Below are 13,570 nucleotides of genomic sequence, written 5' to 3'. Positions count from 1 at the left end.
AAGTTCGGAATATGACAACCACGTTGCCATGGGATGGCATCTTGATGCCCCGCGAGGCCTATGGTCCCGCCGCGGTGAAGGCCCGGGACTCCCTGACCGACGCCGCCGCCCAGGGCGACTGGCGCCGGGCGCTCTCACAGGTGCGCAACGACTACACCGTCGGCGTCAACACCTGGAAGATCGGCGGCGAGTCGATGTTCACGCCGCTCCACCACGCCGCCTACCTCGGTGCGCCGAGGGAGACCGTGCAGGAGCTGCTCTCGCTGGGTGGGGTCCGGTCGCTGCCCACCGCTCACGGCGAGACCCCCTACCAGCTCGCCAAGCGGCGGGGGCACGCCCACCTGCTCGACATGCTCGACCCCTACTTCCGCCCCGGCACGCCGCTCGGCGACCATCTCGAGGGCGTCAACCATCACGTGAACGCCACCCTCGGCGAGCTGACCCACGACTTCCGTGGCGACCACCAGCTGCGTACGTTCGACATCCGGCTCATCTGCGAGGAGCGCGGCCCCGAGGAGGCCTGGTTCACCGCTCCGGGCATGTACGGCGGTATCCGGATCGGCATGTTCTGGGGCCGTGCCCACCTCGAGTACAGCTCCCGGCTCGGCGACTCCTACGCCGTGGTGGGGCCCGAGGGGGCGGCGTACGTGACCCGTTCGACGAGGCCCCTGCCCGCTCGCTGACCGGAGTAAGTCGCTTCCCCCGGACGTACGCCGCATGCGAAGGTCGGCGCATGGACGACTCGCCCGCCGACCTGATCATCGACCTGAACCCGCTCCCGGACGAGATCGATGATCGGCTGCGAGCGCAGCTGACCTTCATCGCCGAGGCCGACAGGCTCAAGACGATCCTGCGCGCCTCGGGGCTGGCCGCGGTGGAGCGCCGCGAGAACGACGCGGAGCACTCCTGGCATCTCGCGCTGATGGTGCTGCTCCTGGCCGAGTACGCCAACGAGCCGATCGATGTCGGCCATGCGATGAAGCTCGTGATCATCCACGACATGGTCGAGATCTATGCCGGTGACAGCCCGGTCTTCGACCCCGCGGCCGTCGTCGGCCAGGTCGAACGCGAGGTCGCGGCGGCAGAGCGGCTCTTCCCGTTGCTCCCGGAGGACCAGGCGCGCGAGATCCGGGCCCTGTGGGACGAGTTCGAGGCCGCCGAGACCCCGGAAGCCAGGTTCTGCAAGGGCATCGACCGCCTCGAGCCGATGCTGCTCAACTGGCTCAACCGCGGCGGCACCTGGCGGATGCCGGGCGCGACCGAGTCGAAGATCCGCGGCCGCGAGGCCGGCGTGGTCGCGGCGAGCACGACTCTCGGCAAAGCCACGGACGCGATCGTCAGGAACGGCATCGCCAACGGCTGGATCCGTCCGGACCCGGCCCCGGGCTCAGACTCGGACCCCGACGCCTGACCGACCGGATCCACACCATGGCGTGATTCTGCGGGAGTTTGCCGCCGGATGATCACGCACCTCCACGCCGCTGCGTAAAAGTGCAGAGGCTGCGATCCCGCAAGCCGCTTGCAATCCCCCTCAGGAGTGGCAAGATGTGACCCGGCGCACATTGTGATTCGGTTCACAAAGTCACGAAGTGGCGCTCACTGCTGGAAGCCAGCAGCGCAACAAGCGTGTGTATGGAGGCGAGATGGAGCTCTACGTGCCGGTGCTCGCCTTGGCGGGACTGGCGACGCTCTTCGCGGTCGGTTCGGTGGTCATGAGCTCGGTCGTCGGACCGAGCCGAGCCAACCAGGCCAAGGCCGACCCCTACGAGTGCGGGATCGAGGCCACGCCACAGGCGCTCGGCGGTCGATTCCCGGTGAAGTACTACATCACCGCGATGCTCTTCATCATCTTCGACATCGAGATCATCTTCCTCTACCCGTGGGCCGTCAGGTTCGACTCGATGGGGTGGTTCGGTCTCGCCGAGATGGGCCTGTTCCTGCTGACCGTCTTTGTTGCGTACGCCTACGTCTGGCGTCGCGGCGGACTGGAATGGGACTGAGGCCCGCGATGCACTGCACCTGCCTGCGTTCTCCTCGGTCGTCGACCGCTCCGCTGCGCTCAGCACGAAGGTCGACCTCCCTCGTCGGCCTTGGCATGCGCAGCGCCTCGCGACCCTCAGCGAGAGGAAACTGATATGGGTCTAGAAGAGAAGCTTCCCTCGGGCGTACTGCTGACCACGGTCGAAGGTCTGGCCGGCTACTTCCGCAAGGCGAGCCTGTGGCCGGCGACGTTCGGTCTCGCGTGCTGCGCGATCGAGATGATGACGTCGGGCGGGCCGAAGTACGACCTGGCCAGGTATGGCATGGAGGTCTTCCGGGCCTCGCCGCGGCAGGCCGACCTGATGATCGTCGCCGGTCGGGTGAGCCAGAAGATGGCCCCGGTGCTGCGCCAGATCTACGACCAGATGCCGGAGCCGAAGTGGGTGCTCGCGATGGGCGTCTGCGCCAGCAGCGGCGGCATGTTCAACAACTACGCGATCGTGCAGGGCGTCGACCACATCGTGCCCGTCGACATGTATCTGCCCGGCTGCCCGCCGCGGCCCGAGATGCTGATCGACGCGATCGTGAAGCTCCACGAACAGATCCAGGGTGGCTCGCTCGGCGTCAACGCCGAGGCCGAGGAAGCCGCTCAGGAGACCGCCGCGCTGCGCCAGCTGCCGCTGATCGACCAGACGGGACTCCTGCGGTGAACGAGGCGAACGACCAGGCCGGAAGCAACCAGGCCGGAGACAACCAGAGCACCGGCATGTTCGGCGTGCAGGACTCCGGCGACACCAGCGGCTACGGCGGGCTGACCCGTCAGCACGCGATGCCGAGCCGCACCAGTGACGTCGGCGTGCAGCCCTACGGCGGCTGGTTCAAGGAGGTCGCCGATGCGCTCGCGTTCGCCGACGCCGACGCGGTCATCCACCGCGGCGAGCTGACCTTCCACGTACGCCGCGAGCGGCTGTTCGAGGCCTTGAAGGTGCTGCGCGACGAGCTGCGTTTCGAGCTCTGCTCGGGGGTCTCCGGGGTTCACTACCCCGCTGACCAGGGGTTGAGCGATCACGGTGGCGAGCTGCACGCGGTGTACCACCTGCTCTCGATGACCTTCAACCGCCGGGTGCGGATCGAGACGTCGGCCCCCGACGCCGACCCGCACGTGCCGAGCGGCGTGAGCGTCTACCCCACGCTCGACTGGCACGAGCGGGAGACCTACGACATGTTCGGGATCGTCTTCGACGGCCACCCGGGCCTGACCCGCATCCTGATGCCCGACGACTGGCCAGGCCATCCGCAGCGCAAGGACTACCCGCTCGGCGGCATCCCCGTGGAATACAAGGGCGCGACGATCCCGCCGCCGGACCAGAGGAGGTCCTACTCATGACCGCGACCGCTGAGCCGACCGGCGACGAGCGTACGTTCACCGTCACCGGCCAGGACTGGGACGAGCTGACCGACGCCCTCAAGGACGTCAAGGACGAGCGGATCGTCGTCAACATGGGTCCGCAGCATCCCTCGACCCACGGGGTGCTGCGACTGATCCTCGAGCTCGAGGGCGAGACCGTCACCGAGGCGCGTGCCGGCATCGGCTACCTGCACACGGGCATCGAGAAGAACATGGAGTTCCGCTCCTGGACGCAGGGCACCACCTTCGTCACCCGGATGGACTACCTCTCGCCGATCTTCAACGAGACGGCGTACGTCCTGGGTGTGGAGAAGCTGCTCGGCATCGGCGCCGAGGTGCCGGAGAAGGCCAACGTGATCCGGCTCCTGCTGATGGAGCTCAACCGGATCTCCTCCCACCTGGTCGCGATCGCGACCGGCGGCATGGAGCTCGGCGCGCTGACCGTGATGACCATCGGGTTCCGCGAGCGTGAGCTGTGCCTCGACCTGTTCGAGTTCATCACCGGCCTCCGGATGAACCACGCCTACATCCGCCCCGGCGGCATCGCCCAGGACGTGCCCGAGGGCACCGTCGCGCGGCTCGAGGAGTTCATCGAGCTGATGAAGAAGCGGCTCGAGGAGTACGCCGCGCTGTGCAACGCCAACCCGATCTTCAAGGGCCGCCTCGAGCAGGTCGGCTACCTCGACCTGGAGGGCTGCCTCGCGCTCGGGCTCACCGGCCCGATCCTGCGCGCGACCGGCTACCCGTGGGACCTGCGCAAGACGCAGCCCTACTGCGGCTACGAGGAGTACGAGTTCGAGGTCATCACCTGGGACACCTCCGACTCCTACGGCCGCTTCCGGATCCGGCTCGCCGAGATGTGGGAGTCGCTGCGCCTGATGGAGCAGGCCACCAAGCGGCTCGCCGACCTCGAGGGGGCGCCCGTCATGGTCGCCGACAAGAAGATCGCCTGGCCATCGCAGCTCTCCGTCGGCTCCGACGGCCAGGGCAACTCGCTCGACCACATCCGCCACATCATGGGTGAGTCGATGGAGGCCCTGATCCACCACTTCAAGCTGGTCACCGAGGGCTTCCGCGTGCCTGCCGGCCAGGCGTACGTCGCGCTCGAGTCGCCGCGCGGCGAGCTCGGCGCCCACGTGGTCAGCGACGGTGGCACCAAGCCCTACCGGGTCCACTTCCGCGACCCGTCGTTCACCAACCTGCAGGCCACGAGCGTGATGTCCGAGGGCGGCATGGTGGCCGACGTGATCGTGGCGATCGCGTCCATCGACCCGGTGATGGGAGGCGTCGACCGATGACGTTGGCTCCGGAGACGTTCGACGAGCTGCGGGAGATCGCCGCTCGCTACCCGCAGGCCCGGTCCGGGCTGCTGCCGATGCTCCACCTGGTGCAGTCGGTGGAAGGACGCGTCACGCCCGAGGGCATCGACGCGTGCGCCGAGGTGCTGGGGCTGACCCCTGCCGAGGTCAGCGGCGTGGCGACGTTCTACACGATGTACAAGCGCCACCCCGTCGGCACTCACCACGTCGGGGTCTGCACCAACACCCTGTGCGCTGTCATGGGCGGCGACGAGATCTTCGCCTGCCTGCGCGAGAAGCTCGAGATCGGCAACGACGAGACCAGCGCCGACGGTTCGGTCACGCTCGAGCACATCGAGTGCAACGCGGCCTGCGACTACGCGCCGGTGGTGATGGTCAACTGGGAGTTCTTCGACAACCAGACGCCGGAGTCGGCGATGAGGCTGGTCGACGACCTGAGCGCGGGCCGCGAGGTCGTCGCCTCCCGCGGCGCGAAGATCACCTCCTGGCGCGAGGCCGAGCGGGTCCTGGCCGGCTTCGAGGACGGGCTGGTCGACGAGGGCCCGGCGGCGGGCGAGGCATCCCAGGTCGGTCTGAGACTGGCCGCCGAGAACGACTGGAAGGCGCCGGAGGCATGACCGACACCTTGACCCCGGTGCTGACCAGCAACTGGGGCGACGAACGGGCCTGGACGCTGTCCGCCTACGCGGCGACCGGGGGCTACGACGCTCTCGATGTCGCGCTCGGGATGGCGCCGGAGGACGTGCAGACGACCGTGAAGGACTCCGGCCTCCGGGGCCGTGGTGGTGCGGGCTTCCCGACCGGCGTGAAGTGGGGCTTCCTGCCGCCGGCCGACCCGGACAACCCCAAGCCGCGCTATCTCGTGGTCAACGCCGACGAGTCCGAGCCGGGCACGTGCAAGGACATCCCGCTGATGATGGCCTCGCCGCACACCCTGGTCGAGGGCGTGATCATCTCCTCCTACGCGATCCGCGCCGAGCGTGCCTTCATCTACGTACGCGGCGAGGTGCTGCACGTGATCCGGCGGCTGCAGGCTGCGGTCCGCGAGGCGTACGCGGCCGGCCACCTCGGCAAGAATATCCACGGCTCCGGCTACGACCTCGAGCTGGTCGTGCACGCCGGTGCCGGGGCCTACATCTGTGGTGAGGAGACCGCGCTGCTCGACTCGCTCGAGGGGCGCCGTGGTCAGCCCCGGCTCCGGCCGCCGTTCCCGGCCGTCGCCGGTCTCTACGCGAGCCCGACGGTGATCAACAACGCCGAGTCGATCGCCTCGGTGCCGGCGATCGTGAAGAACGGCGCCGACTGGTTCTCCGGCATGGGCACCGAGAAGTCGGCTGGCGTCGGCATCTTCTCGCTCTCCGGTCACGTCGAGACGCCCGGCCAGTTCGAGGCCCCGCTCGGCATCACGCTGCGCAAGCTGATCGAGCTCGCCGGCGGCGTACGCAAGGGGCACGAGCTGAAGTTCTGGACCCCCGGCGGCTCCTCGACCCCGCTGTTCACCCAGGAGCACCTCGACGTGCCCCTCGACTTCGAAGGGGTGCAGGCGGCCGGGTCGATGCTCGGCACCCGAGCACTGCAGATCTTCGACGACTCGGTGTGCGTGGTGCGCGCGGTGCTGCGGTGGACGGAGTTCTACAAGCACGAGTCGTGCGGCAAGTGCACCCCGTGCCGTGAAGGCACCTGGTGGCTGGTGCAGGTGCTGGAGCGGCTGGAGAAGGGCGACGGTGTCCCCGAAGACCTCGACCTGCTGCTCGACCAGTGCGACAACATCCTCGGCCGCTCGTTCTGCGCGCTGGGTGATGGTGCGACGAGCCCGATCACGAGCTCGATCAAATACTTCCGGGACGAATACCTGGCCCACCTCGAGCAGGGTGGCTGCCCCTTCGATCCCACGAAGTCGACCGCATGGGCGGAGGCGAAGCAGTGACTGACGTGACCGTCAAGATCGACGGACATGAGGTGGCGGTGCCGGAGGGCACGCTGGTGATCCGGGCCGCGGAGCAGGCGGGCATCGAGATCCCGCGCTTCTGCGACCATCCGCTGCTCGCGCCCGTGGGCGCGTGCCGGCAGTGCCTGGTCGACATCCCCGACGCCGGCAACGGACGCGGTTTCCCGAAGCCGCAGGCCTCCTGCACGATCCCGGTCGCCGAGGGCATGGTGGTCGAGACGCAGAACTCCACCGCGGTCAAGGCGCAGCAGGGCATCATGGAGTTCCTGCTGGTCAACCACCCCCTGGACTGCCCGGTCTGCGACAAGGGCGGCGAGTGCCCGCTGCAGAACCAGGCGATGTCCCACGGGCAGGGTGAGACCCGGTTCGAGGGCACGAAGCGTACGTTCCCGAAGCCGATCAACCTCTCGGCCAACATCCTCCTCGACCGCGAGCGGTGCATCGTCTGCCAGCGCTGCACCCGCTTCGCCGCCGAGATCCCGGGCGACCCGGGGATCGCGCTGGTCGAGCGCGGCGCGACCCAGCAGATCGGCATCGCCGAGGACAAGCCGTTCTCCTCCTACTTCTCGGGCAACGTCATCCAGATCTGCCCGGTCGGCGCGCTGACCTCCGACGACTACCGCTTCCGGGCCCGCCCGTTCGACCTGGTCTCGACACCCAGCGTCGCCGAGCACGACGCCTGCGGCGCGGCGATCCGCATCGACCACCGCCGCGGCAAGGTCATGCGGCGGCTCTCCGGCAACGACCCGGAGGTCAACGAGGAGTGGATCTCCGACAAGGACCGCTTCGGCTTCCGCTACGGCGTCCGTGACCGGCTCACCTCACCGATGGTCCGTGAAGACGGCGAGCTCCGCCCGGCTTCCTGGCTGGAGGCCGTCGCGATGGCCGCCCAGGGGCTCGCCGCCGCCGGCTCGACCGGTGTGCTGACCGGTGGCCGGCTCACGCTGGAGGACGCGAAGGCCTACGCGACGTTCGCGCGCGAGAGCCTGCGCACGCCCCACGTCGACTTCCGCTCGCGACCCGTCTCCGAGGAGGAGACCAGGTTCCTGCGTTCGCACGTGGCGGGCACGAGCGTCACCTACGCCGACCTCGCGGTCGCCGACCATGTCGTGCTGGCCGGGCTCGAGCCCGAGGACGAGGCCGGCACCCTGTTCCTGCGGCTGCGCAAGGCCAACCAGGCCGGGCTGCGCATCACCACCCTCAGCCCGTACGCCTCGGAGGGCTCCCGCAAGCTCGGCGCCGAGGTCATCCTGACCCCTCCCGGTGCCGAGAAGAGCGCGTTGTCGCAGGTCGGCGACGTCACCGACGCTTCGGTGATCCTGGTCGGCGAGCGCCTGGCGACCAGCCCCGGCGCGCTCGACGCGGCCGTCGAGCTGGCCGAGCGCACCGGCGCGATGATCACCTGGGTGCCGCGTCGTGCGGGCGACCGGGGCGCGGTCGAAGCCGACCTGCTCCCGGGGGAGGGCGGTCTCGACGCCGCCGGCATCGTGCACGGCGGCCTCGACGCCCTGCTCGTCGCGGGCGTCGACCCCGACGACACCGCCGACCCGGCCGCCTTCCTGGCCGCGCTCGACAACGCCGGTTTCGTGGTCAGCCTCGAGCAGCGGGTCACCGCCGTGACCGAGCGTGCCGACGTGGTGCTCCCGGTCGCTGCCGCCGCGGAGAAGGCGGGCACCTTCGTGACCTGGGAGGGCCGCCGCAGGCCGTTCGGGAAGGTCTTCGACAAGCCCGCGACCTATTCGGATGCCGAGGTGCTGGGGCACATCACCCGCGAATACGACTCTGTTGGTCTCGACACGCCTCCGCCTAGCGGCTCCGGCGGCTCGACCAGCGACGCACTGCTGGTTGAGCCCGCGAGCGCAGCGAGCGGTGTCGAAACCAACACCTCGACCTTCCGCCTGGCGACCTGGCACCTGATGCTCGACAACGGCACGCTGCAGAGCGGCGACAAGGCGCTGAGCGCGACCGCCCGGCCCGCCGTCGTACGCCTCCCGGCAGCGCTCCACGCGCAGGTCGGTGACGTCGTCACGATCACCGGCGACCGGGGCAGCTGGACGCTCCCGGCAGAGGCGGGAGAGCTGGCCGAGGGCACCGTCTGGGTGCCGACCAACTCGTTCGGGCGCGGCGTATGGGCCGACCTGGCCTCGCCGGGATCGACCGTGAGCGTGGAGGGGGCCAAGTGAACGGCCTGGAGCAGTTCGGCCAGGATCCTTGGTGGATCATCGCGATCAAGGTGCTGCTGGTCTTCGTCGTCTGCGTGGTGCTGACGCTGTTCAACATCTGGTGGGAGCGCAAGGTCGTCGCCCGGATGCAGCACCGGATCGGGCCCAACCGGCACGGACCGTTCGGCCTCCTGCAGAGCCTCGCCGACGGCGTGAAGCTCGCGCTCAAGGAGGATCTGACCCCGGAGAAGGCCGACAAGATCGTCTTCCTCACCGCGCCGGTGCTCGCCTGTGTGCCCGCGTTCGTGACGTTCTCGGTGATCCCGTTCGGCCCCGAGGTCAACCTCTTCGGGGAGCGTACGCCGCTGCAGCTGACCGACCTTCCGGTCGCGGTGCTGTTCGTGATGGCGATCGCCAGCATCGGCATCTACGGCATCGTGCTCGGCGGCTGGGCGTCCGGCTCGACCTACTCCCTGCTCGGCGGGCTCCGCTCGAGCGCCCAGATGATCTCCTACGAGGTCTCGATGGGGCTGGCGCTCGTCACCGTCTTCCTGATGTCCGGCAGCCTGTCGACGAGCGAGATCGTCGACGCCCAGCGCGACTGGTGGTTCGGGGCGCTGCTGCTGCCGTCGTTCGTGATCTACTGCATCTCGATGGTCGGCGAGACCAACCGGGCGCCGTTCGACCTCCCCGAGGCCGAGGGTGAGCTGGTCGGCGGCTTCCACACCGAATACTCCAGCCTGAAGTTCGCGCTCTTCTTCCTGGCCGAATACATCAACATGGCCACCGTCAGCGCGCTCGCCACGACCCTGTTCCTCGGCGGCTGGCGGGCCCCGCTCGGCCTCGGCACCCTCTGGGCCGGCGCCAACGAAGGCTACCTGCCGGTGCTGTGGTTCTTCCTGAAGATGTTCTTCTTCATCTGGATCTTCATCTGGCTGCGCGGCACCCTGCCGCGGCTGCGCTACGACCAGTTCATGTCGCTCGGCTGGAAGGTCCTGCTCCCCTCGAGCCTGGCCTGGATCGTCGCCGTCGCGGTGATCAAGATGACCGCGATCGAGGGCGGCTTCAGCCCCAACTGGTTCCTCTTCGGGTTCGGCCTGGCCGTCACAGTGGTGGTCGTGCTCGGCTTCCTCAACCGGCTCCCCGAGAAGGAGCCCCAGGTCAGCACGCCCGCCGGTGGCTTCCCGACCCCGGCCCTGCCGCAGGGCGGCGCGGTCAAGGGTGCCGCACAGCCCCTGGTGTTCGGTCCGGGCGCCGTGGTCCCGGCCCGCAACGGCGTACGCATTCTTCCCTCTCGTGAGGAGGCTCAACGGTGAGCAACGAAGACCGCTCGTTCAAGGAGCGTTTCTGGGATCCGGTCTCGGGTTTCGCGGTGACGTTCGGCACCCAGTTCAAGAAGCCGGTCACCGAGCAGTATCCGCAGCAGAAGGAGCCGACCGAGGAGCGTTTCCACGGTCGTCACCAGCTCAACCGGCATCCCGACGGGCTGGAGAAGTGCATCGGCTGCGAGCTGTGCGCCTGGGCCTGCCCGGCCGACGCCATCTACGTGGAGGGTGCGTCCAACACCGAGGAGGAGCGTTTCTCGCCGGGGGAGCGCTACGGCCGCGTCTACCAGATCAACTACCTGCGCTGCATCCTGTGCGGGCTGTGCATCGAGGCCTGCCCGACCAGGGCGCTGACGATGACCAACGAGTACGAGCTGGCCGACACCTCGCGCGAGAGCCTGATCTACGAGAAGCAGGATCTGCTCGCGCCGCTCGAGGAGGGCATGGAGGCGCCGCCGCACCCGATGTTCCTCGGCAACGACGACACGTCCTACTACGCTCCAGAGCCCAAGGAGCGGGTCCAGTGAGCTTCGTGATTCTCGCCTCGATCACTGTGATCGCGGCGCTGGGGCTGCTGTTCGCGCGCAAGCCCGTGCACGCCGCGCTGTCGCTGGCGATCGTGATGATCGGCCTGGCGATGATCTACGCGACGCTGGAGGCTCCGTTCCTCTTCGCGGTGCAGATCGTGGTCTACACCGGCGCGATCCTGATGCTGTTCCTCTTCGTGATCATGCTGGTCGGCGTCGACACCGCCGACACCCTCAAGGAGACGATCGCCGGGCAGAAGGTGCTCGCAGGGGTGCTGGGCGTCGGCCTCGGCGCCCTGCTGGTCGCGGGCGTCGGCCAGGCGAGCATCGCCACGATGCGCGGGCTCGCCGGCGCCAACGAGGGCGGCAACGTACAACGCCTGGCTGACCTGCTCTTCTCGCGCTACGTGGTCGCCTTCGAGGCGACCAGCGCGTTGCTGATCACCGCTGCGATCGGGGCGATGGTGCTCGCCCACCGGGAGCGGCTCGACCCGAAGCAGACCCAGACCGACCTGGCCCAGCAGCGGGTGAGCGACTACGCGGCGAGCGGCAAGCACCTCGGCCCGCTGCCCGCGCCGGGCACCTTCGCACGCCACAACAGCAACGACACCCCGGCCCTGCTGCCCGACGGCTCGCAGAGCAAGCGGTCGGTGCCGGCGATCCTCGCCAACGGCGGCGGATCGAACGGACCGTCCGGGGCGCCCACTCGGGAGGACGACGAATGAGCGACAACACCACGGCCTACGTCATCTTGTCGGCGATCCTCTTCACGATCGGCACCATCGGCGTGCTGACCAGGCGTAACGCGATCGTCGTCTTCATGTGCGTCGAGCTGATGCTCAACGCCGCCAACCTGGCCCTGGTCGCCTTCTCGCGGCTGCACGGCAACCTCGACGGGCAGGTCACGGCCTTCTTCGTGATGGTCGTCGCGGCCGCCGAGGTGGTCGTCGGGCTGGCGATCATCATGACCATCTTCCGCACCCGAAACACGGCTTCGGTCGACGAGCCAAGGATGCTCAAGTGGTGAACGCTGCGATTGCCCACCCCATCGAGGCCGGCGGGGTCTTCTCCCTGCTCTGGCTGGTCATCGCGCTGCCTCTTGCCGGCGCCGCCCTGATCCTGATCGGGCGCCCGCTGGCACCTGCGCTCTTCGACCGTGTGGGCCACTGGCTCGCGGTCGGGCTCGCCGCGGCGTCCTTCCTGCTCAGCGTGGTCCTCTTCGTCACGACGCTCGGTCGCGACGAGGAGAGCCGCCAGGTCGTCCAGCACCTCTACACCTGGTTCGACACCGGCTCCCTGGACGTCGGGTTCGACCTGCTCTACGACCAGCTCTCCAGTCTGTTCCTGCTGCTCATCACCGGTGTCGGCACGCTGATCCACGTCTACTCGGTCGGCTACATGGCCGACGACGAGCGGCGTACGCGATTCTTCGGCTACCTCAACCTGTTCCTCGCCGCGATGCTGATGCTGGTGCTGGCGGAGAACTACGTGGGCCTCTTCCTCGGCTGGGAGGGCGTCGGTCTGGCGTCCTACCTGCTGATCGGCTTCTGGCAGCACAAGCCGTCCGCGGCCGCGGCGGCCAAGAAGGCCTTCGTGATGAACCGCGTCGGCGACATGGGTCTCTCGCTGGCGATCGCGCTCTGCTTCGTCACCTTCGGGTCGACGTCGTTCTCCGCGATCTCGGTCGAGGCCGCCTCGACGACCACCCTCAACTGGCTCGGCATCCTGCTGCTCGTCGGTGCCTGCGGCAAGTCGGCCCAGGTGCCGCTGCAGGGCTGGCTCCTCGACGCCATGGAGGGCCCGACCCCGGTCTCGGCGCTCATCCACGCGGCCACGATGGTCACCGCCGGTGTCTATCTCGTGGTGAGGTCGTCGCCGATCTTCGACGCCGCCGAGGCCGCCTCGACCGCCGTCGTGGTCGTCGCGCTGGTGACGATCATCTGGGGCGCCGCGATCTCGTGTGTGAAGGACGACATCAAGAAGGTCCTCGCGGGCTCGACGATGAGCCAGATCGGCTACATGATGCTGGCCGCGGGCCTCGGTGGTCCCGGCTACGCCTTCGCGATCTTCCACCTGCTCACCCACGGCTTCTTCAAGGCCAACATGTTCCTCGGCGCCGGGTCGCTGATGCACGGCATGAACGACGACGTGAACCTCAAGCACTACGGCGCCCTGAGCCGGGCGCTCCCGGTCACGTTCCTCACGTTCGCGATGGGCTACCTGGCGATCATCGGGTTCCCCGGCTTCGCCGGCTTCTGGTCGAAGGACAAGATCCTCGAGGTCGCGTTCGCCGAGAGCTGGCTGGTCGGTCTCATCGCCCTGCTGGCCGCCGGCGTGACCGCCTTCTACATGACCCGCCTGATGATGCTCGCCTTCTTCGGTCGCAAGCGTTGGCTCGAGGGCGTGCATCCGCACGAGTCGCCGCGGATCATGACCGGCCCGCTCGTGGTCCTGGCCGCGCTCTCGGTGCTCGGTGGCGTCTTCGCGATCGGCGGCTGGATCGAGCACTGGCTCGAGCCGGTGACCGCGATCGGTCACGCCGAGCATCACGGCCCGCTCCCGGTCTGGGCGACCTCGGTGCTCGCGGTGCTGGTCGTGGCGATCGGTGTCGCGGCCGCCGGGTTCGTCTTCGGTCGCCGCCCGACCACCACCGAGCCCACCCCCTACCTGCACGTGCCGCACGTCGAGGACGTCGTGGTGCCGCCGGGGCTGGCGCTCACCCGCGGTGTCGTCTCGACCGACAAGTACGTCGTCGACGGCGTGATGAGCGGTGGCCCGGTCGCGCTCGCGGCGATCGCCGGCGAGCTCCGCAAGGCACAGACCGGCTACGTACGCTCCTATGCCCTCTCCGTCCTCGGTGGCACGCTCCTGGTCGCCCTCGCCCTGATCGTGGTGAACTGA

General features: G+C 68.7%; 14 protein-coding genes. All 14 read left to right on the top strand.

The window, feature by feature from the left end:
• Positions 1 to 11: 11 nt before the first annotated feature.
• The 14 genes from FB381_RS22575 (at position 12) to nuoL (ending at position 13,570) form a co-directional block, all read left to right on the top strand.
• On the top strand, positions 12 to 683 hold the full coding sequence (locus FB381_RS22575) for an ankyrin repeat domain-containing protein (RefSeq protein ID WP_141782315.1): 672 nt from the start codon (positions 12 to 14) through the stop codon (positions 681 to 683).
• Positions 684 to 733: 50 nt separating this feature from the next.
• Entirely contained in the window at positions 734 to 1,411 is a 678-nt protein-coding gene (locus tag FB381_RS22570; protein ID WP_141782314.1) for an HD domain-containing protein, read from the top strand.
• A 232-nt stretch (positions 1,412 to 1,643) separates the two neighbouring features.
• The gene (locus FB381_RS22565; protein WP_141782940.1) at positions 1,644 to 2,000 is read left to right on the top strand and encodes an NADH-quinone oxidoreductase subunit A; all 357 of its coding nucleotides are present in this window, start codon (positions 1,644 to 1,646) and stop codon (positions 1,998 to 2,000) included.
• Between the two features lie 135 nt (positions 2,001 to 2,135).
• Positions 2,136 to 2,690, top strand: a complete 555-nt coding sequence (locus tag FB381_RS22560) for a NuoB/complex I 20 kDa subunit family protein (RefSeq protein ID WP_141782313.1) — start codon at positions 2,136 to 2,138, stop codon at positions 2,688 to 2,690.
• A 56-nt stretch (positions 2,691 to 2,746) separates the two neighbouring features.
• Positions 2,747 to 3,367, top strand: coding sequence for an NADH-quinone oxidoreductase subunit C (locus tag FB381_RS22555; protein WP_246088334.1), 621 nt, complete (start codon positions 2,747 to 2,749; stop codon positions 3,365 to 3,367).
• Complete coding sequence (locus tag FB381_RS22550; protein WP_141782311.1) at positions 3,364 to 4,686, top strand: NADH-quinone oxidoreductase subunit D; 1,323 nt, start codon at positions 3,364 to 3,366, stop codon at positions 4,684 to 4,686. Before FB381_RS22555 ends, FB381_RS22550 begins: the two co-directional genes overlap by 4 nt.
• Positions 4,683 to 5,324 (top strand): NADH-quinone oxidoreductase subunit NuoE, encoded by a 642-nt coding sequence (gene nuoE / locus FB381_RS22545; RefSeq protein ID WP_141782310.1) that lies wholly within the window; start codon positions 4,683 to 4,685, stop codon positions 5,322 to 5,324. The genes FB381_RS22550 and nuoE overlap by 4 nt, the downstream gene beginning before the upstream one ends.
• Positions 5,321 to 6,634, top strand: a complete 1,314-nt coding sequence (gene nuoF / locus FB381_RS22540; RefSeq protein WP_141782309.1) for an NADH-quinone oxidoreductase subunit NuoF — start codon at positions 5,321 to 5,323, stop codon at positions 6,632 to 6,634. The genes nuoE and nuoF overlap by 4 nt, the downstream gene beginning before the upstream one ends.
• Positions 6,613 to 8,838 carry an NADH-quinone oxidoreductase subunit G gene (locus tag FB381_RS22535; protein WP_141782308.1) on the top strand — a complete coding sequence of 742 codons (2,226 nt, stop codon included), beginning with the start codon at positions 6,613 to 6,615 and terminating at the stop codon, positions 8,836 to 8,838. The genes nuoF and FB381_RS22535 overlap by 22 nt, the downstream gene beginning before the upstream one ends.
• Entirely contained in the window at positions 8,835 to 10,133 is a 1,299-nt protein-coding gene (gene nuoH / locus FB381_RS22530) for an NADH-quinone oxidoreductase subunit NuoH (protein ID WP_246088270.1), read from the top strand. The genes FB381_RS22535 and nuoH overlap by 4 nt, the downstream gene beginning before the upstream one ends.
• Positions 10,130 to 10,669, top strand: a complete 540-nt coding sequence (gene nuoI / locus FB381_RS22525) for an NADH-quinone oxidoreductase subunit NuoI (protein WP_141782306.1) — start codon at positions 10,130 to 10,132, stop codon at positions 10,667 to 10,669. Before nuoH ends, nuoI begins: the two co-directional genes overlap by 4 nt.
• The gene (locus tag FB381_RS22520; RefSeq protein WP_141782305.1) at positions 10,666 to 11,394 is read left to right on the top strand and encodes an NADH-quinone oxidoreductase subunit J; all 729 of its coding nucleotides are present in this window, start codon (positions 10,666 to 10,668) and stop codon (positions 11,392 to 11,394) included. The genes nuoI and FB381_RS22520 overlap by 4 nt, the downstream gene beginning before the upstream one ends.
• Positions 11,391 to 11,696 (top strand): NADH-quinone oxidoreductase subunit NuoK, encoded by a 306-nt coding sequence (gene nuoK / locus FB381_RS22515; RefSeq protein ID WP_141782304.1) that lies wholly within the window; start codon positions 11,391 to 11,393, stop codon positions 11,694 to 11,696. The genes FB381_RS22520 and nuoK overlap by 4 nt, the downstream gene beginning before the upstream one ends.
• A complete protein-coding gene (nuoL, locus tag FB381_RS22510) occupies positions 11,693 to 13,570 on the top strand; it encodes an NADH-quinone oxidoreductase subunit L (protein WP_246088269.1) in 1,878 nt (625 codons plus the stop codon). The genes nuoK and nuoL overlap by 4 nt, the downstream gene beginning before the upstream one ends.

It is taken from the genome of Nocardioides albertanoniae (genome assembly GCF_006716315.1).
GTDB lineage: Bacteria > Actinomycetota > Actinomycetes > Propionibacteriales > Nocardioidaceae > Nocardioides > Nocardioides albertanoniae.
This window is presented reverse-complemented; position numbering and strand designations above follow the sequence as displayed.

Excerpts from the sequence above, each read along its gene's own strand:
- FB381_RS22575 (WP_141782315.1), top strand. The coding sequence starts at position 12 with ATGACAACCACGTTGCCATGGGATGGCATCTTGATGCCCCGCGAGGCC.
- FB381_RS22570 (WP_141782314.1), top strand. The coding sequence starts at position 734 with ATGGACGACTCGCCCGCCGACCTGATCATCGACCTGAACCCGCTCCCG.
- FB381_RS22565 (WP_141782940.1), top strand. The coding sequence starts at position 1,644 with ATGGAGCTCTACGTGCCGGTGCTCGCCTTGGCGGGACTGGCGACGCTC.
- FB381_RS22560 (WP_141782313.1), top strand. The coding sequence starts at position 2,136 with ATGGGTCTAGAAGAGAAGCTTCCCTCGGGCGTACTGCTGACCACGGTC.
- FB381_RS22555 (WP_246088334.1), top strand. The coding sequence starts at position 2,747 with ATGTTCGGCGTGCAGGACTCCGGCGACACCAGCGGCTACGGCGGGCTG.
- FB381_RS22550 (WP_141782311.1), top strand. The coding sequence starts at position 3,364 with ATGACCGCGACCGCTGAGCCGACCGGCGACGAGCGTACGTTCACCGTC.
- nuoE (WP_141782310.1), top strand. The coding sequence starts at position 4,683 with ATGACGTTGGCTCCGGAGACGTTCGACGAGCTGCGGGAGATCGCCGCT.
- nuoF (WP_141782309.1), top strand. The coding sequence starts at position 5,321 with ATGACCGACACCTTGACCCCGGTGCTGACCAGCAACTGGGGCGACGAA.
- FB381_RS22535 (WP_141782308.1), top strand. The coding sequence starts at position 6,613 with ATGGGCGGAGGCGAAGCAGTGACTGACGTGACCGTCAAGATCGACGGA.
- nuoK (WP_141782304.1), top strand. The coding sequence starts at position 11,391 with ATGAGCGACAACACCACGGCCTACGTCATCTTGTCGGCGATCCTCTTC.